The sequence below is a fragment of the Zobellella denitrificans genome (genome assembly GCF_002407485.1).
In the GTDB taxonomy this organism is placed as follows: Bacteria; Pseudomonadota; Gammaproteobacteria; order Enterobacterales; family Aeromonadaceae; genus Oceanimonas; species Oceanimonas denitrificans.
Window position 1 is genome coordinate 2,026,818 of sequence record NZ_CP012621.1, and the last position, 26,763, is coordinate 2,053,580.

Genomic DNA, 26,763 nt, shown 5'->3' on the forward strand with positions numbered 1-26,763 from the left:
CCGCTGGCAAAAAACCGATGATAGCAAAATAGCGCCGCGACGGGCAGGCTCCGGCGGCTTCAGGGCGCCGGGTCTTCGCTTTGCTGCCGCCGGCGCCAGGTCGCCGGGGGCAGCCCGAAGACACGCTTGAAAGCCCGGTTGAAGGCCGCCTCGGAGTCGTAGCCCGCCTCGAGGGCAATGCGGGACAGGGGCAAGGCGGATTCCGCCAGTTGCCGGGCCGCCCCCTGCATCCGCCAGCGGGCCAGGTAGGTCATCGGCGGCTCGCCCAGCAGCGTCCGGAACCGTTCGGCAAAGGCCGAGCGCGACAACCCCGCCTCCCGCGCCAGCAGCGTCGTGGTCCAGCGCTGGCCCGGGCGGCCATGCAGCAACCCCAGCGCCCGTCCGACCACGGGATCCCGCAAGCCCGCCAGCCACCCTTGGGAAGTCGTCGGCTGTGCCCGCAGCCAGCCGTTGATCGCCTCGATAAACAGCAGTTCCGCCAGCCGGGCCAGCATCGCCGGGGACTCCAGCCGGCCGCTCGCCAGTTGCCGGGCGGCGAACTGCAGGGAACTCTCGATCCAGTCCCCGGTGGCCGCGTCCGCCACCCTGAGCACCAGCACCCCCGGCAGCAACGGCAGCAAGGGATCCCCCGGCCCATCGCAGCCGAGAAAGCCGCAGAGGATCCGGGCCCGGGGCCCCTCCCCCCCGTAGCGGATGGAGGGCAGGCACTGCCCTTCCCCGGCCGGCCGGATCAGGCCGTCGACCCCCACCGCCGGCAGCGTCAGGTCGCTGCCCAGGCGGTGCTCGTCGTTGTGGGGCAACAGCACCAGGTGGCCTCGGCTCAGGCTGACCGGCGCCTGGCCGGCCAGCTGCAGTTGCAGCTGGCCCTCGGTCACGTAGTGGTAGGCGATGAGATGGCGGGGCGTGGCGGAAAACGGATGGCAGTCCTCCGGCCCGACCCGGGCGACGACGCACCAGGGCGCGCCGAATTGCGCATCGAGAAAGAGGCCGCCACTCAGGTGCAGGCCCTGCACTATGTCGGAAATGGGATCCATGGACGGCTCCGAAGGGTCGGCGGATCGGGCAAAAGTCCCGGCGCCCCGCGCATTGTTCAGGCGGTGCCCCGCGCCTAATCTTAGCACAGGAGAGCCGGGGGCCCGCGCAGGCGGCCCTGGCTCGGCCAGGTTCGCTTACCGGGAGTCCAACCATGAAGCTCAGCGATCAGCAAGGCAATACCCTCAGCGGCGCCTCGGCGGAGGCCGTCGTCCTGTTCGACCAGGCCGTGACCGCGTTCAACCTCTACCGGGGGGATCCCATCGGCCTGCTCGACCGCGCCCTCGAACGCGCGCCCGACTTCGCCATGGCCGCCATCATGAAGGCGCATATCCTGGCCGGAGCCACCGAGCCGGCGGCCTCGCGCGAGGCAGCCACCCTGGTCCGGCGTCTCGGCGCCATGCGTCTCAACGAACGCGAGGCTTCCCACCTCGGCGCCCTCGGGCTCCTGCTCGACGGACGCTGGACGGCCGCGGCAATCGCCCTCGAGCGGCACAGCATCGACCACCCCAGGGACATGGTGGCGCTGCAATGCGGTCACCTGCTGGACTTCTATCGCGCCAACGCCCGGGCGCTGCGCGATCGGCTGGCCCGCGCCCTGCCCTGCTGGTCGTCCGAGCTGCCGGGCTATTCCGTCCTGCTCGGCATGCATGCCTTCGGGCTGGAGGAGTGCGGTGACTATGGCCGGGCCGAGGAGCGGGGACGGCAGGCCCTGGCGCTGGAGCCCCTCGACTGCTGGGCCCATCACGCCGTGGCCCATGTGATGGAAATGCAGGGCCGGCCCGAAGACGGCATCGGCTGGATGCAGAGCCGGGAATCCTGCTGGTCGGGGGATGACAACTTCTTCAAGGTGCACAACTGGTGGCACCGGGCGCTGTGCCACCTGGAGCTGGGCCAGCCCGACCAGGCCCTGGCGCTCTATGACGGGCCGGTGCGCGAGGGACAGAGCACGGTCGCCCTGGATCTGGTCGACGCCACGGCCCTGTTGTGGCGGCTGCAGCTGGCCGGCCTGGAGCCGGACGCGCGCTGGCGGGAGCTGGCCGAGGTGTGGGAGCAACACGCCGACGGCAGCCTTTATCCCTTCAACGACTGGCACGCGGCCATGGCCTACCTGGGCGCCGGGCAGGAGCAGAAGATCGCCCGGCTGCTGGCCCGGTACCAGGCCAACGAGGACGGCGAAACCGCGGCCTGGGCCCGGGAAACCGGCCGGCCGCTGATCGAGGGCTTCGTCGCCTTCCGGCACGGGGACTACCCGCTGGCGGTGGAGCGGCTCTACGGTGCGCGCCATATCGTCAACCGCTTCGGCGGCAGCCACGCCCAGCGGGACATCATCGACCTGACCCTGGCCGAGGCGGCCCTGCGCGGCGGCTTCGCCCGGCTGGGCGAGGCGCTGGCCCGGGAGCGCCTGGCGCTCAAGCCCCACAGCGGCATCAACCGCAGCCTGCTGGCGAGAAGCCGCACGGCCTTGTCCTGACCCACGGCGGGGCAGTGCCTGCCCCGGGAGGCAACGATGAAACACCTGGCCATGGTCGTGCGCGAAGACGCCTACGACAAGCTGCTGACACCCCTCACCTTCGCCTATACCCAGGCGACACAAGGGGTAGAGGTGGACATGCTGTTCGTGCTCTGGGCGGTGCGGGTGCTGACCCCGGCGGGGGCGGCATCGCGCCGCATCGAGGGGGTCCACGCCGCCGACGATGCCTGGCTGCGCGCCCGCCTCGCGGCGGACGGCGAGCCCACCGAGATCGCCGATTTCCTGCAACTGCTGGCCGACACCGGACGGGTACGCCTCTACGGCTGCCGCTACGCGGCCCAGACCTTCGAGGTGGCACCGGCCGAGCTGATGCCGGCGGCCACGGGCATCGTCGATCCGGGCTGGTTCCTGTCCGAAAAGGCGCTGAAGGCGGATCACTGCCAGTATTTCTGAACGATGCGCCGGGCTAGCCGCCCAGCACGACGGCCGGCGCGGCACCGGCCACCCCGAACAGCTGGTAGCGGTTCTTGCCCGCCTGCTTGGCCAGGTACATGGCCTGATCCGCATGGCGCAGCAGCAGATCCGGATCCGCATCGTCCCTGGGGTAGAGGGCGACACCGATACTGGCCGACACCTGCAGCGTCCATTCCTGCACCCGGAGCGGCGCGGCGGCGGCCATCAGCAACCGCTCCACCACCGCGATGCAGTCCTCCGCCACCGCCAGGTCGGACAGTACGGCGACAAACTCGTCGCCCCCCAGCCGGGCCAGGGTGTCGTTTTCCCGCAGCACCTCCTGCATCCGCCGGGCCACCCGGATCAGCAGCTCGTCCCCCACCCCGTGGCCATGGCGATCGTTGACCGCCTTGAAGCCGTCCAGATCCAGGTAGATCACCGCGACGGCCCCGCCCTGGCGACGACAGCGGGCCAGGGCCTGCCGCAGGCGGTCCGCCAGCAGCACCCGGTTGGGCAGGCCGGTCAGGGCGTCGCAATGGGCGATGCGCTCCAGCTCCGCCTGGTGGTGCTTGATGGCGGTGATGTCGGAAAACAGCGCCACGAAATTCTGTACCCGGCCGGCGCCGTCCTGCACCGCGCTGATATTGAGCATTTCGGCGTAGAGCTCGCCGTCCTTGCGCCGGTTCCAGAGCTCCCCCTGCCAGTGGCCCTGGCCGGCCAGGGCCTGCCACATGCGGGTATAGAATTCCGGCGGCTGCAGGCCCGAACTCAATATCTGCGGCGTCCGGCCCAGCACCTCCGCCCGGCCGTAGCCGGTGATGGCGGTGAAGGCCTCGTTCACCTCGACGATGTGCCCCCGGCTGTCGGTGATCATGATGCCTTCCCGGGCATGGGTGAACACGCTGGCCGCCAGCCGCTGGCGGGCCTCGGCCTGACGTTGCCCCGTGATATCGAAATAGGCGATAACCAGGCTGTAAAGGGGGTGATCCAGCGGCGTGGCGCTGACATTGAGCCAGGTGCTGCCGGTGGGGGTGCGCACCTCCATGGTCACGTCGTGCACCGGCCGGCCCTCCGTCATGGCGCGGGTACTGGCATATTCTTCCGGTGGCATCAGGCTGCCGTCGGGCCTGAGTATGGTCCAGGCCTTGTCCTGGTAATTGCGCGCCAGGTGTTCGGCCTTGCTGATGCCCAGCAGCTGTTCCGAGGCACTGTTGCAATCGATAACCTGCCCCTCCCGGTCGGTCAGGGAGATGCCGATGGGCAGAAACTCAAAGATGGTGCGCAGCCGCTCTTCGTTGCCGGCGATCAGGGCTTCCTGGCGTTTGCGCTGGGTGATGTCCTGGTGGGTACCCGACATTCGCAGCGGCTTGCCGTCGTCCGTCCACTCCACCACCCGTCCCCGGTCCATGATCCAGACCCAGTCGCCGTTCTTGTGGCGCATGCGCGCCTCGCATTCGTAGATCTCCTCCTTGCCGCTGAAGCAGGCCTCCAGCCGCTCGGCCGAACGGGCCAGATCGTCGGGATGGGCCAGTCGCAGCCAGGTGTCGATGCTCACCGGCGCCAGTTCCTCCAGGCGATAACCCAGGATCTCCGCCCAGCGCTCGTTAAAAACGGTTTCCCCTGTTTGCACATACCATTCCCAGGTGCCTATGCTGGTGCCCCAGATCACTTCCTCCAGCCGCCGGCTCTGCTCCCGGAACTGTCGACGGCTCAGGCGCACCTGGCGGTTCTGCCAGATCAGCGCCGCGGTCGAGCCGCTCAACACCACGACCAGCAAGGCCCCCCACAATATCCAGCGGCCGTAGTACTGCCACAGATCCTCGAGGGTCAGCACCGGCTCCAGGTCGAAGGGGGGCAGGCGCAGGCTGCGCGCCAGGTTTTCCACCGGCAGGTAGTCGCCGGGCGGCGCAAAGCCTTCGATGCCGGCGGCCACCGCCGCCGGATGGGGGTGCGCCAGCGCCATCAACGCACTGGCGATGCGGCGTACCTGGCGCGCCTCGACATGGGGCAGGGCCAGGATCGGCCATTCCGGGTAGAGCCGGGTCGACACCGCATAGGGAAAACCGGGCAGGTGCTGGGCGTTGATCACCCTGAACTCGTCCCCGGCGAGCCGGCCTTCGGCCACCAGGGACTCGAGCATGCCGGTGCGGATAAAACCGGCGTCGGCCTGGCCGGCAAGCACCGCCTCCACCACCCGGTCATGGCTGCCCAGCTCGGCCAGGTCTACGCCGCCCGGCAGTTCGATGCCGGCCTGTTTCAGCTCATAGGCCTGCGCCTGGTAGCCGCCAAGAAACTTGATACCCGGAATGGCCAGGCGCCGCCCCCTGAGATCGGCCAGGGTATGGAGATCCTCGCGTTCGGCCCGGCTGATGATGACCCCGCCCAGGGCGCTGGTAGCCAGGCCGCGTTCCCGGCTGATCCGGGTTGCCAGGGCGCCGGTCAGGGCATTCTGACTGCGCAGGATCAGATAATGACTGGGGTTGGTGAACACCAGATCCAGACCGTTGCGGGCCAGCTCCGCCTCCATCTCCTCCTGGTCCAGTGCCTTCAGCACCACCCGGCCATCCTCAAGCTGCTGGCTCAGGTAGTCGACCAGGGGCTGCAGTTGCGCCTCCATTACCGGCTTGTCCCGATAGGCGAACACCCCCAGGGTCAGTATGTCTTCCGCCCGCAGCGGCAAGCACAGCAGCAGGGCGAGCAAGGAGGTCAGCAATGGCTGTTTCATCCGTGCTCCCGCTCCGATGGCAGCCACAGCGGCGAAAACAGCCCCTGCCGATCATCGGGCCGGGCCAGCAGGCCCTGACCGGCCATCAGCTCGGCCAACAGGGCCGCCGCCTGGGCCAGCTTGCCCTCCCCGTCGACCAGGTAGCGGCGGTTGGCCGACAGCATCGGCAGCACCACGCCCGCCAAGGCCCGCTCGGCCAGGGCATGACTCACGCCCTGGCGGGCGGCGATGCGATAGAGGGCATCCTGGCGGTTGCTGCGGATATGTTCGAGGGCGCGGAAATGGGCGGCCGTCAAAGCCTGCAGCTGTGGCCGCCGGATGCGATCCCGCCGTACCGCCAGCACATCGAAGATGGTGTCCGGCAACTCCCGGCTGTCGAACAGCCGCCGGGCACCCAGTTGCAGCAACTGGCCGGCGGTGGGCTCGTAGGTGATCACCGCGTCCAGCCGCCCTGCGCGCCAGGCCTCAAGCTGCGACTCAGGCGCCAGCTCCACCAGGGTCAACGCCGACGGCGACAGCCCGGCCCGGCGCAGCACCTTGGCCAGCATCAGGGCCCCCAGGGCATTGGGTTCAACCCCGAGTCGCTTGCCGGCCAACTGCTCCAGGCGCTGGATCCCTTCCCTGGCCAGCACCATGTCGGCCCCCGCCGAGACATTGAATACCAGCCCTATGGTCAGGGGCACGCCGGCGCCGCGCGCCAGCAGCACCTCGTCCAGGGTCAGGCAGGCGGCGTCGAGCCGATCCTGCTGCAGTCCCGCCAGGCTGTCGCTGGCACTGGCGCCGCTCTGCAACTGGATAGCCGGCGGCAGCCAGCCGAAGTCACGGGCCAGATAGAGGGTCTCGTAACCGATCCAGGGATGGATGCCAAGGCGCAGGGGCGCGGCGGAGCAGGCGCCCAGCCAGGGCAACAGGGGCAGTGTCGCCAGGCCGGACAGGAAACGACGGCGTTTCATCGGCTCAGGCTCCCGGCAGCCCGGGGCCGGGCTTGAGCGGAAAGCGGGATACCCCAAGGGAAAGGCGGGCGATAAGCGGTGCTCCATGCATCGGGACGAACTGTCATTACTGCTCCATAAAAAAGCGCGCCCTTGGATGGCACGCAAAACGTGGGGATTTTCCCATAGAACGGCTATTCCTGACAGGAGCAAGATCAATCTTCTTATATCAAGGGGGTCAGCCGAAGCTCATGGCGGCAGCGCCGTCAGCAGACCTGTTTCTTTTATATCAACCGAGGCCATCAAGATCCGGGACCTGCCGGCCAGGCCCCGTGCCAGAGTATCGCGAAATAATGACAACCGGTGCCGGCCACCAGCAGCGCCAGGCCGGCAACCGGCATGAAGAGGGCGACGCCAATCGTGAACCCGGTGTCACCGTGGCGAGCGGCCCGCACCAGCAGCACCGGCGTGCCCGCCAGGGCCGCCACCAGCCCGATGCCGTGGCTGATGCTGTTGGCCATTTCCTCTCCCCTGGATTGCTCCCGCCGGGGCGTCACAACGCCGTTATTCAACACAGCCTCCGCCCGGATATCAGCCTGCATCAGGCCGTCGCTGGCCAACAGACGTCCCCATCAATAAGGTGGACCCCGCCAGGGCGGCGACCAGCAATGCCAGGAAAACCCCCAGCTTGGCGCTGTCGAGTACACTGCCGCTGAGCGCCAGGTTGGCGATGAACAACGCCATGGTAAAACCGATGCCGGCCAGCAGGGCGCCCCCCGTCAGCAGCCGCCAACCCAGCTCAGGAGGGCGCAGCGCCAACCCTGTACGCACGGCCAGCCAGCTGAACAGCAATATTCCCGCTGGCTTGCCGCAGACAAAGCCGACCACGACCGCCAGGGTGACGCTGTCACCCAGGGCCGTCAGGGAAAGGCTGACGCCGGCGTTGGCGAGGGCGAATAGCGGCATGATCACAAACCCCACCCAGGGGTGCAGCGCCATCCCCAACCGCTCGACCGGTGACAGGCTCTCGCGCACGGCCACCTCCGCCAGTTGCAGGGTGTGCCTGTCCTTGGTGTCACCGCTGCCGTGGTCGCCGGCCGGGTGGGCAATCACCCGGCTCAATATTCCATATAACCGTTCGTCCCCGACCCAGCGACGGGCCGGGGTCAACAGACCGAGGGCCACCCCGGTGATGGTCGGGTGAATACCGGACGCATCCACGGCCAGCCAGATGCCGCTACCGATCAGGAAGTAGCCTAGCAGATGGCGCATGCCTCCCAGCGCCATGGCGCGCACCAGGACCAACCCCAGTCCCCCCAGGGCCAGCATGATCCCGTCGAAGCCATGGCTATAGCCGATGGCCACCACCAGGATGGCGCCGATATCATCCACTATCGCCAGGGACAGCATAAAGATGCGCAGGCTCTGGGGGATACGCGGCCCCAGTAATGCCAGGCAACCGATCACGAAGGCGGTGTCGGTTGCCATGACGATGCCCCAACCCGACTGCCCCGGCTGCCCAAACTGCAACGCGAGATAGAACACGGCCGGCACCAGCATGCCACCGAGGGCGCCGGCAATCGATAGAGCGGCCATGCGCGGACTGCGCAGCTCCCCCAGCACCAGTTCCCGCTTGAGTTCCAGCGCGACCATGAAAAAAAACAGGGTCATCAGCGCATCGTTGATCCAATCGCGCAGCGAGCGGGAAAACTCCAGCGAACCGAAGCCGAGGCCGACCCGGGTTTCCCAGAGATCCAAAAACCACGGTGCCCAGGGCGAGTTCGACAACACCAATGCCAGCAGGGTGGCGAGCAGGAGCGCACCGCCACCGGCCGCCTCAATCCGCAGGAAGCGGGCAAAGGGCTGCCGCCAGCGATCGAAGAAGGCGGCCGGCAGTTGCGTGTTCGCTTCACCGGCCGGGCGCTTCCTGTTCACGGGCAAAACGGGCGGACTCACGACCGCCGGCTACTCCACAACAGGAGGCCTCCGCCCAGCACCAGGGTGCCCACCCCGGCCCATACCGGCACATTCACCCGTTGCCGTTCCTGCACCGACAGGGTGAGGGGGCCCAGTTCGGTGGTACTGGTCTGCCTGGTGTAACTGAAGCCGCCATACAGCCCCCCCAGCAGACCGAGCCCCATCAGTACCATTGCCGCTATCCTGACTGTATTCATGATATTTACCTTGAGTAAAGGGGCAATAAGACAACGATGATGGTTTCAAGCATCCTGGTCTCTCCTCGTCGGCTAAACCCCGGCCAGCTGCCACCAGCTTACACTACCCGGGCGGCTTGTTCTGTACGGCACCACACGCAAGGCCGCCGCCGGGAGCACTGTCGACAAGCCTCAAACCTACCCCGCCGGCGGGCGAAATTGCGCTATCATCCATTTGAACGCATGGCCAAGGCTGTCGATCTCATGGAGGCTGAGATGTCCAACCTGCCCACTCCCGCGCAGAATCACCTGCTGGCCGCCTTGCCACCCGAAGTCAAGGAGCGCCTGTTTCCCTTGCTCGAATTGGTGTCGCTGCCATTGGGAAAGGTGTTGTATGAATCCGGAAGCCAGCTGCGTTACGTCTACTTTCCCATCGATGCCATTGTCTCGCTGCTCTATGTGATGCAGGACGGCGCCTCGGCGGAAATCTCGGTGGTCGGCAATGAGGGGATCATCGGTATCGCCGTGTTTATGGGGGGCGAAAGCACCCCCAGCCGGGCGCTGGTGCAAAGCGCCGGCCACGCCTACCGACTGCCCAGCGCCCGGCTCAAGGAGGAGTTCAATCGCGATGCGACCATGCGCTTGCTGATGCTGCGCTACACCCAGTCACTGATCACCCAGATGGCCCAGACGGCAGTGTGCAACCGCCATCACTCGGTCGACCAGCAACTGTGCCGCTGGCTGCTGCTGTCCCTGGACCGGTTGCCGGATAACCGCCTGACCATGACCCAGGAGCTGATAGCCAACATGCTCGGGGTACGGCGGGAAGGGGTCACCCTCGCCGCCGGCAAGCTGCAACAGCTCGGCGTCATTCAATACCAGCGCGGCCATATCACGGTGCTGGACCGCGCCAAGCTGGAACAACTCAGTTGCGAATGCTACGCCGTGGTCAAGAAGGAAACCGACCGGCTGCTGGCCATGTCGCCGACCAGTTCATAAAAAACCGTCGTGCCCCCGAACCGGATCGCACGACGGCCCCCTGACTAGCTAGGGTGGCAGCGGCAGGGCGGTGCCGGGAACCTGGATATACTCGAACCAGCGCCGGGTGGCGGGGCCGGCGCCGAGGCGCCCGAGCGCCAGAGGAAGATGGAGGCCGACGCCAATAAAAGGATGCCGCCCGGGCCGGTCGAAAAAGTCGCGATCCCGCTCGGCAAAGCCGCGGCTGCCGTAGCCCGCCTGCAGTTCTATCCACCGCAGCGCGTTTCCCTGGGCGCCCCAGGCGTGCAGGGGAAAGGCGAGCAGCCAGCGCGAGCCCGAATAGTCGGTAAAAATGTCGTGGTGCCGGCCCCGGCGCACGGCGGGAGACGGCCAGTACTCCCAGCGGAACTGCACCCGCTCGCGCCAGGCCGGATGGCGCTGGCGCAGGTATTCCAGCCCCACCCCGGCCAGGTTGACCACCTGATCTTCCCAGCTGAAGCCGTGCTCCGGGGAAAAGCCATCGCCCAGCTCGACCGTGGTGGTCAGCAGCAGGCCGCTGAGGGCGCCCAGCCGGGCTGCCTCGGCATCGTCGTGGCCCCAGCGGCGGTAGAGGGCGGCCGACAGGGCCGTGGCCGCGGTGCCGGTATAGGCGTGGCCCAGCTTGTCGGCGCCGCCGTGCTCGGTATCGCGGCCGAACCAGCCCTCGCTCTGGGTGCCGAAGCTGGACTCACCCCAGTCCCACACCGCCACCCCGTAGGCGGTGGCCCCGCCCACTATCGCCAGGTTGAGCGCCCAGGTCTTCTGCTCCCGCGACCAGCCTTGCTCCGGCAAGACCGGCACCTGCGCACCGGCCGGCGGCGCCATCAGCAGCAAGACTATCGACAGCACACTCGATTTGAATGGAGGCATGGGTCACCTTGAGACCGGAAGCAGGGCATCCCTAAGTGTAGCGAGCCAGGCCCGGGGTGCCCTTGTCATGGTTCCATCCCGCTTTCCGCCAGCATTTGGTCGCCGCCAGGGAAGCGAATGAAATTCAATATTCAACGCTACCAGCTTTCACTACTGCGGAACAAAATCATATTGAATAACAAAAATATGGAGCATATCTCCAAAACCTTGTCCCCATGGCCCCGCCCCGCCCGCCGCCCGCCGCTGTTCTCCGCCAAGTTTATCCGGCGTCGGGGTTGGCAAAGCCCGCCCGGCTTGCTATGGTGAGCCCAGACCATTAGAGAGATTCAGGTTACGCCTTTATATGAACTTCCTGCACAACGCCAAGCACCATCATCATCCCGACTAGTCTTTCAGGATACTTATTCTGGAAGACCTTGCGCTTGGCGGCTTCCAGCAGGACAGAAATACCAGACCCTCGGAAGCTACCCTTCCGGGGGTTTTTCGTTTTACGGCTTTACGGTTTATCACAAGGAACACAGCACATGACATTGGATCAGAATCGCCTTCGCATCGCCCTTCAGAAATCCGGCCGCCTCAGCACCGACTGCCAGCAGTTGCTGAAAGGCTGCGGCGTCAAGCTCAACCTGCGCGAGCAGCGCCTTATCGCCCACGCCGAAAACATGCCCATCGATCTGCTGCGGGTGCGGGACGACGATATCCCCGGCCTGGTGATGGACGGCGTGGTCGATCTCGGCATCGTCGGCGAAAACGTGCTGGAAGAAACCGTGATGGAGCGCCAGGCCACCGGCCAGTCCGCCGAATACAGCGTGCTCAAGCGGCTCGACTTCGGCGGCTGCCGGCTGTCGCTGGCGGTGGCCGAGGAGTTCGACTACCAGGGTCCCAAGAGCCTGGAAGGCAAGCGCATCGCCACCTCCTACCCCTGGCTGCTGAAGCGTTACATGGACAGCCAGGGCGTCAAGTTCAAGAGCGTGATGCTGAACGGCTCGGTGGAAGTAGCCCCCCGCGCCGGCCTGGCCGACGCCATCTGTGACCTGGTGTCCACCGGCGCCACCCTGGAGGCCAACGGCCTGGTGGAAACCGATGTCATCTACCGTTCCAAGGCGGTGCTGATCCAGAGCGCCAACCCCCTGGCCGCGAGCAAGCAGAAGGTCATCGACAAGCTGCTGCCCCGCATCCAGGGCCTGCAGCAGGCGCGGGAAAGCAAGTACATCATGCTGCACGCGCCCCAGGACAAGCTGGAAGAAGTGATTGCCCTGATGCCCGGCGCCGAGCGCCCCACCATCATGCAGCTGGCCGGCGAAACCAAGCAGGTGGCCATCCATGTGGTCAGCACCGAGGATCTGTTCTGGGAAACCATGGAAGGCCTCAAGGCCCTGGGCGCCTCTTCCATCCTGGTGCTGCCCATCGAGAAGATGATGGAGTAAACCATGCAAACCTTCGACTGGAACCGACTGAGCAAGCAAGAGCAGGCCGACGCCCTGCGCCGCCCCGCCCTGGCCCAGGGCGGGCGTGACGCCCAGGTGGCGGATATCATCGAAAAAGTGCGCGCCGGCGGCGATGCCGCCCTGCGGGAACTGACCCGCACCCTGGACAAGGTGGAACTCGAGCGCCTGCAGCTGACCGAGGAGGACATCGCGGCCGCCGGCAGCCGGGTGAGCGAGGAGCTGAAAGCCGCCATCGAGCTCGCCATCGACAATATCGAGGCCTTCCACCGGGCCCAGCTCCCCAGCCCCGTGGTGCTGGACACCAAACCGGGGGTGCGCTGCGAGCTGCACTACCAGCCCATCGAAAAGGTCGGCCTCTATGTGCCCGGCGGCAGCGCGCCCCTGGTGTCCACCGTGATGATGCTGGCCATCCCGGCCAGGCTCGCCGGCTGCGAGCGGGTGGTGCTGTGCTCGCCGCCGCCGGTGAACGACGCCATCGTCTATACCGCCCGGCGCTGCGGCGTGGACGCCATCTATAGCCTGGGCGGCGCCCAGGCGGTGGCCGCCCTGGCCTACGGCACCGAGACGGTGACCAAGGTGGACAAGATCTTCGGCCCGGGCAACGCCTGGGTGACCGAGGCCAAGGGCCAGGTGTCCGGTGATGTGGACGGCGCCGCCATCGACATGCCCGCCGGCCCCTCGGAAGTGCTGGTGATCGCCGACGAGTCCGCCGACGCCGCCTTTATCGCCTCGGATCTGCTGTCCCAGGCCGAGCACGGCCCCGACTCCCAGGTGATACTGGTCACCCCCAGCCGCGCCCTGGCCGAGCGGGTGGATGCCGCCCTGGCCGAACAGCTGGCCGCCCTGTCCCGGGCCGACATCGCCCGCCGGGCCCTGGCCGAGAGCCGCACCTTTATCTGCGACGATCTGGCCCAGGCCGTCGCCATCTCCAACGCCTACGCCCCCGAGCACCTCATCGTGCAGACCGAAGACCCGCGCGCCCTGCTGCCCAAACTCAGGAACGCCGGCTCCATCTTCCTCGGCGCCTGGACCCCGGAGTCGGTGGGCGACTATGCCAGCGGCACCAACCACACCCTGCCCACCTACGGCTATGCCCGCACCTGCTCCAGCCTGGGGCTGGCCGACTACCAGCGCCGCTACACGGTGCAGGAGCTGAGCCCGGCGGGACTGCAAGCCATAGGTCCGGCGGTGGAGCTGCTCGCCGCCACCGAAACCCTGGATGCCCACAAAAACGCGGTCAGCCTGCGGCTGGCCAAACTGGAGAAACAAGCATGAGCCTCACCCAACTGGCCCGCGCCCAGGTTCAGGCGCTCACCCCCTACCAGTCCGCCCGCCGCATCGGCGGCCAGGGCCACATCTGGCTGAACGCCAACGAGGCGGCCGACAGCGGCGACTTCCGCCTGGACTGCTCGCGCCTGAACCGCTACCCCGAGTGCCAGCCGCCCGCGGTGATCAACGGCTATGCCGGCTACGCCGGTGTGGCCCCCGAGCAGGTGCTGGTCAGCCGCGGCGGCGACGAAGGCATCGAGCTGCTGATCCGCACCTTCTGCGAGCCGGGCCATGACAGCATCATCATCTGCACCCCCACCTACGGCATGTACGCCATCAGCGCCGAGACCAACGGCGTGGGCATCATCGACGTGCCGCTGAGCGCCTCCCGCCAGCCCGACTTCGACGGCATCATCGACCGCCTGGGCGAGGCCAAGCTGGTGTTCCTGTGCTCGCCCAACAACCCGACCGGCGATCTGGTGGAGCAAAGCGGCCTCATCCGCCTGCTCGAGGCCGCCCGCGGCCGCGCCCTGGTGGTGGTGGACGAGGCCTATATCGAGTTCTGCCCCGCGCACAGCCAGGCCGGCCTGCTGGCCGACTACCCGGAGCTGGTGCTTATCCGCACCCTGTCCAAGGCCTTCGGCCTGGCCGGCATCCGCTGCGGCTTCACCCTGGCCAACCCGGAGGTGGTGCAACTGCTGCTGAAGGTGATCGCCCCCTACCCCATCCCCGAGCCGGTGGCCCAGATTGCCGCCCAGGCCCTGAGCGAGGACGGCCTCACGCGGATGCGCGAGCGGGTGACGGAAATCAACCGGCTCAAGGCGACGCTGGCCAGGCAACTCGCCGGCAACGCCCAGGTCAAAGAAGTATTCGCCCCCAACGGCAACTACCTGCTGGTGCGCTTCACCCCGGGCAGCGCCGTCTTTGACCGCATGAGCCGAGCGGGTATCATACTGCGTGATTTTTCCAGCAAGCCCGGGCTTGCCGACTGCATTCGTATCACCATCGGCCAAGAGGCCGAAATGGACGCGGTACTGGCCGTACTGCAACAGGAGCAATAAGTGACTAAGGAACGTATTTTATTCATCGACCGCGACGGCACCATGGTGGAAGAGCCGCCGGTCGACAAACAGCTGGACCGGCTCGACAAACTGGCCTTCCTGCCCGGCGTGATCCCGGCCCTGCTCAAGCTGCAGGACGCGGGCTACCGGCTGGTGATGGTCACCAACCAGGACGGCCTGGGCACCGACAGCTTCCCGCAGGAAGACTTCGACGCCCCCCACAACCTGATGATGCAGATCCTGACCTCCCAGGGCGTCAAGTTCGACGACATCCTGATCTGCCCCCACTTCCAGCACGACGACTGCGCCTGCCGCAAGCCGCGCCTGGGGCTGGTCAAGGACTACCTGCAGGCCGGCCGCGTCGACTTCACCGACTCCTGGGTGATCGGCGATCGCGTCACCGACATGCAGCTGGCCGAGAACATGGGACTAAAGGGCCTGCACTACGGCCACCACGACCTGGGCTGGCCCGAGATAGTGGCGCGCCTGCTGAGCCGCGGCCGCACCGCCGAGGTGACCCGCACCACCAAGGAAACCGACATCCGCGTCAAGCTGGATCTGGATAGACGCGGTGGCAGCAAGATCAGCACCGGCCTGCACTTCTTCGACCACATGCTGGATCAAATCGCCACCCACGGCGGCTTTTATCTGGAAGTGGCGGTCGAGGGCGACCTGCACATCGACGACCACCACACGGTGGAAGACACCGCCCTGGCCCTGGGCGAGGCACTGCGCAAGGCGCTCGGCAACAAGCGCGGCATCGGCCGCTTCGGTTTCGTGCTGCCGATGGACGAGTGCGAGGCGGCCATCACCCTGGACTTGTCCGGCCGTCCCTATATGAAGTTCGAGGGCCAGTTCCGCCAGGACAAGGCCGGCGATCTGTCGGTGGAGATGGTGCCCCACTTCTTCCGGAGTTTAAGCGACAGCCTGGCCGCCAATATTCACCTCAAGGTGACCGGCGACAATACCCATCACATGGTGGAGAGCCTGTTCAAGGGCTTCGGCCGCGCCCTGCGCCAGGCCATCCGGGTGGAAGGCGATGATCTGCCATCAAGCAAGGGGGTACTGTGAAGGTCGTCATTATCGATACCGGCTGCGCCAACCTGTCCTCCGTGCGCTACGCCATTGAGCGCCTGGGCTACCAGGTACAGGTGAGCAAGGATCCGGAGGTGGTGCTGGGGGCCGACAAGCTGTTCCTGCCCGGCGTGGGCACCGCCCGCGAGGCGATGAAGAACCTGCGCGAGCGCGGCCTGGTGGAACTCATCAACCGGCTGCACCAGCCGGTGCTGGGTATCTGCCTCGGCATGCAGATGCTGGTCAACCGCTCAGAGGAAGGCGACGTCGAGTGCCTCGGCAAGATCGACGCCGACTGCACCAAGCTGGTGGGCGGCGACGGTATCCGCCTGCCGCACATGGGCTGGAACCAGATCACTCCCCTGCCCGGCCACCCGCTGTTCAAGGACATTCCCGACGGCAGCTTTTTCTACTTCGTGCACTCCTACGCGGTGCCGGTGGGCGAATACACCCTGGCCTCCTGCCAGTATGGCCAGGCCTTCAGCGCCGCCATCGGCCAGGAGAACTTCTTCGGCGTGCAATTCCACCCGGAGCGCTCCGGTGCCGCCGGCGCCCAGTTGCTGAAAAACTTTCTGGAGCTGTAAATGATCATTCCCGCCATAGACCTTATCAATGGCAAGGTGGTGCGCCTGTACCAGGGCGACTACCAGCAGAAAACCGAATACACCGCCTCGCCCCAGGAGCGCTTCGACCTCTATGTGGCCGAAGGCGCCACCCAGCTGCACCTGGTGGATCTGGACGGTGCCAAAAACAGCGACCAGCGCCAGCTTGCCGTGATTAAAAGCCTGATTGAAAACACCGCCGTGCCGGTGCAGATCGGCGGCGGCATCCGCACCGAGCAGGACGTGAAGGATCTGCTCGACATCGGCGCCCAGCGGGTGGTGATCGGCTCCACCGCGGTGAAAAATCCCGAGCTGGTGGCCGGCTGGATCAAGCAGTACGGCCCCGAGCGCATCGTGCTGGCCCTCGACATCAACATCACCCCCGAGGGCGAGAAGAAGATCGCCATCGCCGGCTGGCAGGAAGACAGCGGCATCACCATCGAAGCCCTGCTCGAGCACTATCTGCCCGCGGGCCTGTGCCACGTGCTGTGCACCGACATCTCCAAGGACGGCACCCTGTCCGGCTCCAACGTCGCCCTGTACCGGGAGCTGGCCGCCCGCTACCCCACCATCCTCTGGCAGGCCTCCGGCGGCATCGGCAACATCGGCGACATCGAGGCGCTCAAGGGCACCGGCGTGGCCGGGGTGATCCTGGGCCGCTCCCTGCTCGAGGGCAAGTTCACCGTCAAGGAGGCCATTTCATGCTGGCAAGACGCATAATCCCCTGCCTGGACGTCAAGGACGGCCAGGTGGTCAAGGGCGTGAAGTTCCGCAACCACGAGATCATCGGCGACATCGTGCCCCTGGCCGAGCGCTACGCCGCCGAGGGCGCCGACGAGCTGGTGTTCTACGACATCACCGCCTCCAGCCAGGAGCGGGTGGTGGACAAGAGCTGGGTCAGCCGGGTGGCGGAGGTGATCGACATCCCCTTCTGCGTGGCCGGCGGCATCAAATCCATCGAGGACGCGGCCCGCATCCTCGAATTCGGCGCCGACAAGATCTCCATCAACTCCCCGGCCCTGGCCAACCCGGCACTGATCACCGAGCTGGCGGACACCTTCGGCGTGCAGTGCATAGTAGTAGGCATCGACTCCTACTATGACGAGGCCAGCGGCCAGTATCAGGTGCACCAGTTCACCGGCGACGAGAGCCGCACCCAGGTGACCAAGTGGAGCACCTTCGACTGGGTGGAAGAGGTGCAGCGGCGCGGCGCGGGCGAAATCGTGCTCAACGTGATGAACCAGGACGGCGTGCGCCAGGGCTACGACATCGAGCAGCTGCTACGGGTGCGCGCCCTGTGCCAGGTGCCGCTGATCGCCTCCGGCGGCGCCGGCGAGATGGTGCATTTCCGCGACGCCTTCCTCGAGGCGGACGTGGACGGGGCCCTCGCCGCTTCCGTGTTCCACAAGGGCATCATCGATATCGGTGAGCTCAAGCAATACCTCAAGCAAGAAGGAGTGGTGATCCGTGATTGACGCCAACCAGCTGGACTGGGACAAGGTCGACGGCCTGATGCCCGCCATCGTGCAGGACTGCCACAGCGGCCGGGTGCTGATGCTCGGCTACATGAACCGGGAAGCGCTGGAAAAGACCCAGGCCACCGGCCAGGTCACCTTCTTCAGCCGCACCAAAAACCGGCTCTGGACCAAGGGTGAAACCTCCGGCCACGTGCTGCAGCTGCGCGATCTCAGCACCGACTGCGATCAGGACACCCTGCTGGCGATGGTGGAGCCTATCGGCCCCACCTGCCACCTGGGCAACGTGTCCTGTTTCAACGACCAGCAGTTGCCGTCCCTGAGCTTCCTCGCCGAACTGGAGCAGGTGCTGGCCAGCCGCAAGGGCGCGGATCCGGCCACCAGCTACACCGCCAGCCTCTACGCCAAGGGCACCAAGCGCATCGCCCAGAAGGTGGGCGAGGAAGGGGTGGAAACGGCGCTGGCCGCCACGGTGCACGACCACGAAGAGCTGGTCAGCGAGTCCGCCGACCTGCTCTACCACCTGACCGTGCTGCTGCAGCAGGAAGGGTTGCAGCTGACCGACGTGGTCAATAAGCTGAAAGCGCGGCACAAGTAAGCCGCCCGCCCTAAAAGGGGTCCTAGTCACTTTTTAATTGACTAGGACCCCTTTTTCTTTTGATTTCGCCCGCGCACACATTATGTAAAATAGGTGTATCTACTGCCCCATCCCTGCCGGCCTGGCGCGCCACCTCATCCTGCTGCTTGCGCCGCGCCGTCTCGCCTGCTAGATTCAAAAGCACCCAAAGTATGTTGGCATAAATCATGTTCACCCTCGCCGCCCGCCTGCGTCACGCCTTTGCCGAGCTGGAAAGCGCCACCAGCGCCCTCTGCCAGTTCCTGGCCGGGGCCAGCCCCTTCGCCCGCTGCTATGCCCTGCCGCCCGTGCCGCTCGGCCAGGAGCACGAGCCGGTGGCGCGGATCCCCGTAAGCCCATTGCAAGGCGATGCCGCCCTGCACGCCGCCCTGGCGGCCTATCGCCAGTGGCACCTGCAACCGGACTGCTCGGCCAAGGCCAGCTTCCGCCTGCCCGGCCTGCTGTTGCTGCCCGCCGCCCTCGGGGAGGACACCGCCGCCCTGGTGGACGAGGTCAACCGGCTCAAGCTGGCGTTCCGGGCGCTGGTGCAGGAAGCCGAGGGCCGCGACAAGAAGTTCGCCCTGGTGCACGACACCCTGCCCGGCCTCATCACCCTGCAGGTCTACCGCCAGCTGGTGCTGCTGCCCCGCCCCGCCTCCCGGCTGGGCTTTACCTGGGCCAACAAGCAGATCATCCAGAAAGTGGATAAAGAGCAGCTGGTGCGCCAGCTCACCGAGTCCCGGCTCAAACCTCCGCCCCTGGTCGACGCCCGGACCTGGCTGCAATGCGTGGACCGGGAAATCTACGACGTCAAGCGGCTGCCGCCGGGGGTGGAGCTGCGCCTGCGCCGGCCGGTCAAGACCCACCCCATGGTCAACGTGCGCTGGCAGGAGGAGGAGATCCGCCCCCGCCAGCAGCAGGTCAAGGCCCACCTGCCGCTTATCCTGTGCCAGGACGAGCCGCCGGCGCTGACCGCGCTTGCGGACTATCCGCCGGCCACCCCCCGCAAACGCCGGGAAGCCCGCATCAAGGACGAGCCGCTCATTCCCCGGCTGCATATCTACCCCTACCGGCCCTGAGGCGCACTTCCTTTGCATGATAATGCTTATCATGTTTAAATTGGTTGCACTTGTTACCTCTGGATGTTCCTCATGGGTCTGCCCCTTTCCCTGCTGCTGTTGCTGGCGAGCCTCGCCGGCCTGACGCCGCTCGCCATCGACATGTACCTGCCGAGCCTGCCCACCATCGCCCGGGATCTGGGCGTACCGGTGGCCCAGGCCCAGCTCACCATCAGCGTCTTCCTCGCCGGTTTCGCCCTCGGCCAGCTGTTCTACGGCCCCCTGGCCGACAGCGTGGGCCGCAAGCCGGTCATGCTCGGCGGCCTCGCGCTCTTTACCCTGGCCAGCATCGGCTGCGCCTTCGCCGACAGCATAGAAGCGCTGATGGCCTTCCGCCTGCTGCAGGCCATCGGTGGCGCCGCCGGATCCGTGGTGCTCAACGCCCTGCTGCGCGACATGTTCGAACGGGACATGTTCGCCCGGGTCATGTCCATGGTGATACTGGTGATGACGCTGGCCCCCCTGCTCGCCCCCATCGTCGGCGGCTACCTGCTGCTGGTGGCCCACTGGCACGGCATCTTCGTGCTGCTGGCGGCCATCGGCGCCCTGGTCGCCGTCACCCTGGCATTCAAGATCCCGGAAACCCTCAATCCCGAGCTGCGCCAGCCGTTCCGGCTGCTGCCCATACTGCGCAACTACGGCAAGGTGCTGAGCCACCGGGCGGCCCTGGGCTACATCCTGTGCGGCGCCCTGACCACCGCCTCCATGTTCGCCTTTATCTCCGGCTCGCCGCTGGTGTACATCGAGCTGTTCGGGGTCCCGGCCCAGCACTACGGCCTGCTGTTCGGCCTGAATATCCTGCTGATGATGGCGCTCACCTTCGGCAACAGCCGGCTGGTCAAGCGCCTGGGCAGCGATCGGCTGCTCAAGACCGGGCTGGTCAATGCCAGCCTGGGCGCCATCCTCCTCGTCTTCAACGCCGCCACCGGCCTGGGTGGACTCTGGGGCATAGTGCTGCCGGTGATGCTGGTGATCTCCCAGATCAGCCTGATCGGCGCCAACGCCATGGCCGGCCTGCTCAGCCACTTTCCGGAAAGCGCCGGCACCGCCTCGGCACTGGCCGGCACCACCCGCTTTGGCCTGGGCGCGGTGGCCGCCTTCGCGGTCAATGCCAGCCATGTGCCCTCGGCCCTGCCCATGGCGCTGGTGATGAGCCTGTGCACCTGGCTGGCCCTGTCCGGCTACTGGCTGCTGGTGCATCCGGCGCTGAAGGCCCGGGCATAAATTCCCCGGTGAAAGCCGTTTTTTAATGGGGGCGCAAGTGTTATAACTAGGGGCTGTCGCAGCCCGCGACCCGGACCCTATTTATCATTACAAGGAATCAACACTACCATGTTCGAGAAGGTCACCGCCGCCCCTGCCGATCCCATCCTGGGCCTTACCGACGCGTTCCGCCAGGATCCCCGTACCGACAAGATCAACCTGGGTGTGGGCATCTACAAAGACGAAGCCGGCCAGACCCCGGTGCTGCGTTGCGTGAAAAAAGCCGAAGCCCGCCTGGTGCAGGAGCAGACCACCAAGAACTACCTCAGCATTGAAGGCACCGAGGCCTACGGCCGCGTGGTGCAGCAGCTGCTGTTCGGCGCCGGCTCCGCCGTGACCGAAGCCGGCCGCGCCCGCACCGCCCAGGCACCGGGCGGCACCGGCGCCCTGCGCATCGCCGGCGAGTTCATCGCCCGCCAGCTCGACAGCAACACCGTGTGGATCTCCAACCCCACCTGGGCCAACCACAGGGCCGTGTTTACCGCCGCCGGCCTGGAGGTGAAGGAATACGGCTATTACAACGCCGACACCAAGGATCTGGACTTCGACGCCATGCTGGCCGACCTGGCCCAGGCCAAGGCCGGCGACGTGGTGCTGCTGCACGGTTGCTGCCACAACCCCACCGGCATCGACCCCACCGCCGAGCAATGGCAGCAACTGGCCAGGCTGTCCGCCGAGAAAGGCTGGCTGCCGCTGTTCGACTTCGCCTACCAGGGCTTCGCCAAGGGCATCGAGGAAGACGCCTACGGCCTGCGGGTCTTCGCCGAGCACAATAAAGAACTGCTGATCGCCAGTTCCTTCTCCAAGAACTTCGGCCTGTACAACGAGCGGGTCGGCGCCTTCACCCTGGTCGCCAGCGACGCCGCCATGGCCGACACCGCCTTCAGTCAGGTGAAAACCATCATCCGCGCCAACTACTCCAACCCGCCCTCCCACGGCGCCGCCGTGGTGGCCCTGGTGGCCGAGGATCCGGAGCTGTACCAGGACTGGCTGAACGAGCTGGCCGAAATGCGCGACCGTATCCAGGAAATGCGCACCCTGCTGGTGGAAAAACTGTCCGGCCGCGGCGTGGATCAGGACTTCAGCTTCATCGCCCGCCAGAACGGCATGTTCTCCTTCTCCGGCCTGAACAAGGAGCAGGTGGAGCGGCTGAAGAACGAGTTCGGCATCTACATCGTCGGCTCCGGCCGCATCAGCGTGGCCGGCATCACCAAGTCGAACATCGACGCCCTGTGCGACGCCATCGCCGCGGTGATCTGAGCCCTCCCCCCGACGACAAAAGCCCCGCTTCGGCGGGGCTTTTTCTTGGCGGCGGCTCAGCCCGGCAGGCGCACTATGCAGCCCTTGCCCCCGGCCTTGGCGCCATACATGGCGTTGTCGGCCCGGGTCAGCAGGGCATCGGCGCCGTCACCGTCCTCCGGGTAGAGGGCAAGGCCGATGGAGGCCGACACCTGCAGGGCATGCCCGCCCCACTCCAGCGGCGTGGAGATCAGCCGCAGCACCGACTCGGCGACGCGCCGGGCGGTTTTTTCGTCGGCCACCGCCTCCAGCAGGATCACGAACTCGTCGCCCCCGGTACGGGCACAGCAGTCGGTGGCCCGCAGCTTGGTTTTCAGCCGATGTCCGAGGGCGGCGAGGAAAGCATCCCCCGCGTCATGGCCGTGGGTGTCGTTGAGCGCCTTGAAGCCGTCCAGATCGATGAACAGCAGCGCAAAGGGCTGCCCTTCCCGGCGGCCCCGGTGAATGCTGCGCAGCAACTGCTCATTCAGCAGGCTGCGGTTGGCCAGGCCGGTCAGGGGATCGTGCAGGGCCAGGTAGCGGATCCGCTCCTGCTGCAGATGGCGTTCCAGGATCAGCGCCGTCAGGTGGGCGATACGCTGGATCACCATCTGTTCGTGGGCAGAGGGGTGGACACGCTGGCGGGGAAAGACCGCAAACAGGCTCTGGGGCACCCGGGCGCCGGCATGGATGGGCATCAGCCAGCAGCCGGCGATGTCATGATCCCGCGCCAGCGCCAGCCAGGATTGCCAGCGCGGCGCCGGGCCTTGGGCCACAAATACCTGCAAGCGGCCATCCCGCAGCCCCGGCTGCAGAATGCGCAGCAGGTTCTCGGTCTGCAACGCCGCCAGCCGCCGGCCGAAATCCTCCGCCAGGCCGGGCCCGTTGCTGATCCGCAGGCGCTCGTCCTCCGCCAGTTGCAGCACCGCGACCCGGCACTGCTCCAGTTGACGCTCCAGCGCCAGGCAAACGTGATCCAGGGTCCGCTCCGGTGGCTCGCCGGCGGTCGCCATTTCCAGGATCTCCCGCTCCAGGCGAAGCAGGGCATCGGCCCGCTCCCGTTCGGTGATGTCCTGGCCGGTATAGATCAGGTAACGGGGCGGCTGGCCCGCCTCGCCGACGCTTTTCACCGTCCAGCGGATATGCATCAGCTCCCCCGCCGCATTGTGCATGCGGCAGGTGAAGGGCAGCGGTTCGTCATACTGCCAGGGGCCCTCGAGCAGCCGGTTGAAGCTGTCGATGCTGAACAGCACCTTCAGCGGCTGGCCCAGCACGTCCTCTTCGCTGAACCCGGTCTGTTGCTCGCAGCTGCGGTTGATGCTGAGGATGTGTCCCTGGATATCGGTCACCACCACCAGGGCGCTGATGGTCTTGAGCACGGTGTCGATATACTGCTTTTCTTCCGACAGGTGCTGGTGCACCTTGCGCAACGCCTGTTCCTTGTCGCGCAGGTGCCGCTCGCGCCGCACCGCATTGGTGGCGTCGAGCAGTTGCACCAGGGTCAGCCCCTCCGTCTGCGCCAGGGGACGCAACAGCATGGAGTGGAACAGCGGGCCGCCACGGCCGGACGCCGCCCGGCAGTGCAGGGGCAGCAAGCGGGGATGCAGCTGGTGGGAAAGCAGCCGGGACAGCCGGTGTTCGCAGGCGTCGCGCACCGCGTCGAGCAAGACCGCCGGCAGCTCGCCGAACAGCTGTTCCAGCCGGCAACCGAGTGCCTCGCCGGCACCGATGCCGCTGTGCTGCTCCAGCCACTGGTTCCAGAAACACACCCGCCGTGCGCCATCGAGGATGATGATGCCGCTCTCGATATGATCCAGGGTGGCCAGTGCCAGCCGGTCCGGGTAATTCGGTGCCTCATCCATGGCGATTGACTTCACTCGAGTCCGGCCAGATAGCGACGCAGCGCCTCGATAAAGGTGTCCGCCGAATGCAGGTCGATCAGAAAGGCCAGGTATCCCTGCAGGGCGCTTTCACGCAGGCTGAAGTCGATCTGCACCAGCATGATCATGGAGCCCTCGTCGTCCTGGGCGGGCGACAGCCGGCTCAACAGGTGGGGTGTATCCACATTGAACGCCTGGGGCAGCTCGGTCTGGATCTGCTGGTTGAGCAGGTTGGCCAGGGTCGCCAGGCAGTTGTTGAGCAGGATGTTGCCCAGCTCGGCCAGGGTTTCCTGCTCCAGCTCGGAGATTTCGTCGGCGGACAGGTCCGTCCCCAGCATGGCCCGGACCAGCTCCAGGCTGCGCTCCTCGGGAAACAGCAGGGCGGCGCGGCCGCTCATAAAGCCCCGGAACCCCTGCATCACCCCGGCCAGCAGGCCGGGCATGGAGCGGCAGAAGATGTCCCTGGCCTCGGCCGGGGTCAGGAACTGCAACTGGGGCACCGACAGCAGTACTTCGTCCTGCACCAGCTGCGACAGGGCGCCGGCCGCCCGGCCGACACCGATGTTCATCAGCTCGACGATGACATCGTGTTCATCGGCGGTCAGGCTCAGTGTCATCAGGCGACCTCGAGGAAACGGGCCAGATCGTCCAGGCTGGCGGGCTTGGCGACGAAGGTCATGTCCAGCTCCCGGGCCCGTTTCACCAGGGCGTCCTGGATATTGGCGGTCACCAGGGCCAGCTTCATCCGGGGGTGGCGCTGACGGAAGAGGCTGGCCAGCTCGATGCCATCGCGCCCCGGCATATTGAAGTCGATCAGGGCCGCATCGGCCTGCCGCTGCTGCATCAGGGCCTCGGCCTCGTCCGCCGAGGCGGCTTCCAGAATGTCCAGGGCCAGCGGCAGACTCTGCAGCTGACGCACCAGGCTGAGGCGGGCTACTCTGCTGTCATCCACCAGCAGCAGGGTCATGGCTTTGGCTTGGGTCATCTTAGTGTCCGGAAACGGCTGAATTGGCAACAAGCCCAACATTATAGAGAAAACATCGCCGTTTGAAATGGATATAAATGAATCTTTGCCGGAAAAGAAAACCGGGATCACGGCGAGCGGCGGCCTCCGCTCAGGCCGGCAACAGCACCACCTGCTTCTTGCCCGCCTGCTTGGCCCGGTACATGGCGGCGTCGGCCCGCTGGATCAGGGCCTGCTCGTCCAGCTCTCCGGGGCGCGACAGGATAAGTCCGATGCTCAGGCTGACCGGCAGGAACCGCTCTTCCCACTTGATCGGCTGGCACAGCGCCTCCAGCAGCTTCTGCGCTATCCGCCGGGCACTGTCCAGTTCCACCTCGGGCAACACCACCACGAACTCGTCGCCCCCGAGGCGGGCGATGATGTCGGTCTTGCGCAGGGTCTCGCTCATGCGTTCGGCCAGGCAGGTCAGCACCTTGTCCCCCGCATGGTGGCCGTGGCTGTCGTTGATCTGCTTGAAATCGTCGAGATCGATAAACAGCAGCGCCAGCTGCTGCCGGTGCTCGGCTGCTTCATACAACGCCTGACCCAGTTGTTCCACCAGCAGGGTTCGGTTGGCCAGGCCGGTCAGGGCGTCGTACTCGGCCCGTTCACGCAGCGCCTCCCACTGATCCTGGCGCTCCATGGCAAAACCCGCCACCCGGGCCAGCCCCTCGAGGAAGACGAACTCGGAAGCCGCGGGCCGGGTGGACTGGCGGGGCAATATCCACAGATCCCCCAGCAGCCGCAGGCGATCCTCGCTCAGCAGCGGGAACCGCCACCAGGCCCCCACCTCCGCCACCTCCTGGGTGAACGGCGACTGGCCGGCATCGTGGAATACCGGCCGGGTTCCCGCAAGCGGCGGCACCCGGAGCCCCTCAAGCTCCGGATGGGACAGGTACTCGATGTCCAGGCTGTCGTCGGTGAGGTGGCTTATCAGCACCCGGGCACCGGGCCTGTGATAGACGATGGCATTGCCGATGGACGCCAGGATCTCGGACAGGGAATTCTCCAGGGTCACCTCGCGCAGGGTGCGGGCCTGGGTATCGCGCAGGGTTTCCTCGAGCCGCTCCTGGGTCTTGTCGCCGAGCACACAGAACAGGTAGGGCTGGTCATCCAGCCACAGCCGCTCGGCGTTGACCCCGGCGATGCGCAGCGCCCCCTGCCTGCTCAGCAGGGGCCAGTCGCCGTTGACCCTGAGTCCCTCCGCCAGGCAGCAGTTGATCATCCGTGCCACCCCTGCCCGGGCGGCGGGCAGGGTCAGGGCCAGGGGGTCCGTGCCCTTGAGGGTCTCGGGGAGCTGCTCCAGGATGCTGGCGACCTTGTCGTTGAGTTCGACGATGGTGCCGGCCTGATCCAGCAGGGCAAAGCCGATGCCGGACGCCCGCTTGATGGCCTCCAGCAACTGGGACTGGCGATTGCGCGCCCGCTCCGACTCCCGCAGGCGGCGGATGATAAGGCGGCTGCGCAGCCGCTCGCTCACCAGCTCGGCCAGGGTGCCCAGTTGCAGCAGCTGCAGCTCGCTCAAGCCCTCGGGGCGGGGATGGGGATCGGCCACGCAGAGGGTGCCGACGGCACTGACCCCGGCCTGCACCACCAGGGGAACCCCGGCATAAAACCGCACCCCCTGCTGCGCGAGCAGGGGATTGTGGGCGAAGCGCGGCTCCCGGGCCGCATCCCGCACCACCAGGGGCTCGCCCTGCAACAGGACGAGACTGCAGAAGCCGATGTCCCGCGGGGTCTCGCTGACAGCCAGCCCCTGGCGGGACTTGAACCACTGCCGCGCCTCGTCCACCAGGGTGATCAGGGCGATGCGGCAGCCGCAGATCTCCGCCGCCAGCCGGGTCAGGGCGTCAAAGCCCTCCTCCGGCGCGGTATCCAGTATGGCCAGATCCTGCAGCAACTGCCGCCGTCGGGCTTCATCATCGGGATAGGGGGGAAGCGGCAAGCTGGTCACTCCAATGGGTAAACTGACCCCTGAGCGGGCCGAACAGGCTCTTTCGGAGCCATTTTCCTCGCCGCA

26 protein-coding genes and 1 other annotated feature are annotated in these 26,763 nt (G+C 66.6%); of the genes, 15 read left to right on the forward strand and 11 right to left on the reverse strand.

Going from position 1 to position 26,763, the window contains the following annotated elements:
- Positions 1–59: 59 nt before the first annotated feature.
- A complete protein-coding gene (locus AN401_RS09625; RefSeq protein WP_096779191.1) occupies positions 60–1,034 on the reverse strand; it encodes an AraC family transcriptional regulator in 975 nt (324 codons plus the stop codon).
- A gap of 152 nt (positions 1,035–1,186) precedes the next feature.
- Between AN401_RS09625 and AN401_RS09630 the strand changes: the two genes are divergently transcribed.
- Together AN401_RS09630 and AN401_RS09635 are read left to right on the forward strand one after the other, a co-directional pair.
- Positions 1,187–2,506 (forward strand): tetratricopeptide repeat protein, encoded by a 1,320-nt coding sequence (locus tag AN401_RS09630; RefSeq protein WP_096779192.1) that lies wholly within the window; start codon positions 1,187–1,189, stop codon positions 2,504–2,506.
- A gap of 36 nt (positions 2,507–2,542) precedes the next feature.
- Entirely contained in the window at positions 2,543–2,959 is a 417-nt protein-coding gene (locus AN401_RS09635; protein WP_094038183.1) for a DsrE family protein, read from the forward strand.
- Positions 2,960–2,972: 13 nt separating this feature from the next.
- On the opposite strand, the gene AN401_RS09640 is transcribed toward AN401_RS09635, so the two are convergent.
- The 5 genes from AN401_RS09640 to AN401_RS09660 all read right to left on the reverse strand — a co-directional run bounded on the left by AN401_RS09640 (position 2,973) and on the right by AN401_RS09660 (position 8,790).
- Positions 2,973–5,684 (reverse strand): PAS domain S-box protein, encoded by a 2,712-nt coding sequence (locus AN401_RS09640; protein ID WP_096779193.1) that lies wholly within the window; start codon positions 5,682–5,684, stop codon positions 2,973–2,975.
- Positions 5,681–6,637, reverse strand: coding sequence for an ABC transporter substrate-binding protein (locus AN401_RS09645; protein WP_096779194.1), 957 nt, complete (start codon positions 6,635–6,637; stop codon positions 5,681–5,683). The genes AN401_RS09640 and AN401_RS09645 overlap by 4 nt, the downstream gene beginning before the upstream one ends.
- A 281-nt stretch (positions 6,638–6,918) precedes the next feature.
- On the reverse strand, positions 6,919–7,188 hold the full coding sequence (locus AN401_RS09650; RefSeq protein ID WP_157772221.1) for a hypothetical protein: 270 nt from the start codon (positions 7,186–7,188) through the stop codon (positions 6,919–6,921).
- 19 nt (positions 7,189–7,207) lie between these two features.
- The gene (gene nhaA / locus AN401_RS09655; protein ID WP_096780347.1) at positions 7,208–8,551 is read right to left on the reverse strand and encodes a Na+/H+ antiporter NhaA; all 1,344 of its coding nucleotides are present in this window, start codon (positions 8,549–8,551) and stop codon (positions 7,208–7,210) included.
- 17 nt (positions 8,552–8,568) lie between these two features.
- Positions 8,569–8,790, reverse strand: a complete 222-nt coding sequence (locus AN401_RS09660; RefSeq protein ID WP_096779196.1) for a hypothetical protein — start codon at positions 8,788–8,790, stop codon at positions 8,569–8,571.
- A gap of 255 nt (positions 8,791–9,045) precedes the next feature.
- Between AN401_RS09660 and AN401_RS09665 the strand changes: the two genes are divergently transcribed.
- Positions 9,046–9,768, forward strand: coding sequence for a Crp/Fnr family transcriptional regulator (locus AN401_RS09665; RefSeq protein WP_096779197.1), 723 nt, complete (start codon positions 9,046–9,048; stop codon positions 9,766–9,768).
- 48 nt (positions 9,769–9,816) lie between these two features.
- Here the strand turns inward: AN401_RS09665 and AN401_RS09670 are convergent, their stop codons facing one another.
- Positions 9,817–10,656, reverse strand: a complete 840-nt coding sequence (locus tag AN401_RS09670; protein ID WP_096779198.1) for a DUF2279 domain-containing protein — start codon at positions 10,654–10,656, stop codon at positions 9,817–9,819.
- Between the two features lie 117 nt (positions 10,657–10,773).
- Between AN401_RS09670 and AN401_RS19770 the strand changes: the two genes are divergently transcribed.
- The 12 genes from AN401_RS19770 (at position 10,774) to AN401_RS09725 (ending at position 21,842) form a co-directional block, all read left to right on the forward strand.
- Complete coding sequence (locus tag AN401_RS19770; protein WP_157772223.1) at positions 10,774–10,962, forward strand: hypothetical protein; 189 nt, start codon at positions 10,774–10,776, stop codon at positions 10,960–10,962.
- Between the two features lie 57 nt (positions 10,963–11,019).
- Positions 11,020–11,144, forward strand: a sequence feature (His leader region).
- Positions 11,145–11,186: 42 nt separating this feature from the next.
- A complete protein-coding gene (hisG, locus tag AN401_RS09675; RefSeq protein WP_096780348.1) occupies positions 11,187–12,083 on the forward strand; it encodes an ATP phosphoribosyltransferase in 897 nt (298 codons plus the stop codon).
- 3 nt (positions 12,084–12,086) lie between these two features.
- On the forward strand, positions 12,087–13,379 hold the full coding sequence (gene hisD / locus AN401_RS09680; RefSeq protein ID WP_094038179.1) for a histidinol dehydrogenase: 1,293 nt from the start codon (positions 12,087–12,089) through the stop codon (positions 13,377–13,379).
- Positions 13,376–14,434 carry a histidinol-phosphate transaminase gene (hisC, locus tag AN401_RS09685; RefSeq protein ID WP_096779199.1) on the forward strand — a complete coding sequence of 353 codons (1,059 nt, stop codon included), beginning with the start codon at positions 13,376–13,378 and terminating at the stop codon, positions 14,432–14,434. Before hisD ends, hisC begins: the two co-directional genes overlap by 4 nt.
- Positions 14,435–15,505, forward strand: coding sequence for a bifunctional histidinol-phosphatase/imidazoleglycerol-phosphate dehydratase HisB (gene hisB, locus AN401_RS09690; protein WP_096779200.1), 1,071 nt, complete (start codon positions 14,435–14,437; stop codon positions 15,503–15,505).
- Positions 15,502–16,092 carry an imidazole glycerol phosphate synthase subunit HisH gene (gene hisH / locus AN401_RS09695; protein WP_094038176.1) on the forward strand — a complete coding sequence of 197 codons (591 nt, stop codon included), beginning with the start codon at positions 15,502–15,504 and terminating at the stop codon, positions 16,090–16,092. Before hisB ends, hisH begins: the two co-directional genes overlap by 4 nt.
- Positions 16,093–16,830 (forward strand): 1-(5-phosphoribosyl)-5-[(5-phosphoribosylamino)methylideneamino]imidazole-4-carboxamide isomerase, encoded by a 738-nt coding sequence (gene hisA / locus AN401_RS09700; protein WP_094038175.1) that lies wholly within the window; start codon positions 16,093–16,095, stop codon positions 16,828–16,830.
- Positions 16,812–17,585 (forward strand): imidazole glycerol phosphate synthase subunit HisF, encoded by a 774-nt coding sequence (gene hisF / locus AN401_RS09705; protein ID WP_094038174.1) that lies wholly within the window; start codon positions 16,812–16,814, stop codon positions 17,583–17,585. Before hisA ends, hisF begins: the two co-directional genes overlap by 19 nt.
- Positions 17,578–18,183 carry a bifunctional phosphoribosyl-AMP cyclohydrolase/phosphoribosyl-ATP diphosphatase HisIE gene (gene hisIE / locus AN401_RS09710; RefSeq protein WP_096779201.1) on the forward strand — a complete coding sequence of 202 codons (606 nt, stop codon included), beginning with the start codon at positions 17,578–17,580 and terminating at the stop codon, positions 18,181–18,183. Before hisF ends, hisIE begins: the two co-directional genes overlap by 8 nt.
- A 206-nt stretch (positions 18,184–18,389) precedes the next feature.
- Entirely contained in the window at positions 18,390–19,280 is an 891-nt protein-coding gene (locus AN401_RS09715) for a DNA replication terminus site-binding protein (RefSeq protein ID WP_096779202.1), read from the forward strand.
- A 72-nt stretch (positions 19,281–19,352) separates the two neighbouring features.
- Positions 19,353–20,543 carry a Bcr/CflA family multidrug efflux MFS transporter gene (locus tag AN401_RS09720; RefSeq protein ID WP_096779203.1) on the forward strand — a complete coding sequence of 397 codons (1,191 nt, stop codon included), beginning with the start codon at positions 19,353–19,355 and terminating at the stop codon, positions 20,541–20,543.
- 108 nt (positions 20,544–20,651) lie between these two features.
- Positions 20,652–21,842 carry an amino acid aminotransferase gene (locus AN401_RS09725; protein ID WP_096779204.1) on the forward strand — a complete coding sequence of 397 codons (1,191 nt, stop codon included), beginning with the start codon at positions 20,652–20,654 and terminating at the stop codon, positions 21,840–21,842.
- A gap of 56 nt (positions 21,843–21,898) precedes the next feature.
- Here AN401_RS09725 and AN401_RS09730 read toward each other — a convergent pair whose 3' ends face one another.
- The 4 genes from AN401_RS09730 to AN401_RS09745 all read right to left on the reverse strand — a co-directional run bounded on the left by AN401_RS09730 (position 21,899) and on the right by AN401_RS09745 (position 26,688).
- Positions 21,899–23,737 (reverse strand): sensor domain-containing protein, encoded by a 1,839-nt coding sequence (locus tag AN401_RS09730; RefSeq protein ID WP_157772226.1) that lies wholly within the window; start codon positions 23,735–23,737, stop codon positions 21,899–21,901.
- Positions 23,734–24,357, reverse strand: coding sequence for a chemotaxis protein CheC (locus AN401_RS09735; RefSeq protein WP_094038164.1), 624 nt, complete (start codon positions 24,355–24,357; stop codon positions 23,734–23,736). Before AN401_RS09735 ends, AN401_RS09730 begins: the two co-directional genes overlap by 4 nt.
- Positions 24,357–24,725 carry a response regulator transcription factor gene (locus AN401_RS09740; protein WP_096779206.1) on the reverse strand — a complete coding sequence of 123 codons (369 nt, stop codon included), beginning with the start codon at positions 24,723–24,725 and terminating at the stop codon, positions 24,357–24,359. Before AN401_RS09740 ends, AN401_RS09735 begins: the two co-directional genes overlap by 1 nt.
- 130 nt (positions 24,726–24,855) lie before the next feature.
- Complete coding sequence (locus AN401_RS09745) at positions 24,856–26,688, reverse strand: sensor domain-containing diguanylate cyclase (RefSeq protein ID WP_198401858.1); 1,833 nt, start codon at positions 26,686–26,688, stop codon at positions 24,856–24,858.
- Between the last annotated feature and the right edge of the window lie 75 nt (positions 26,689–26,763).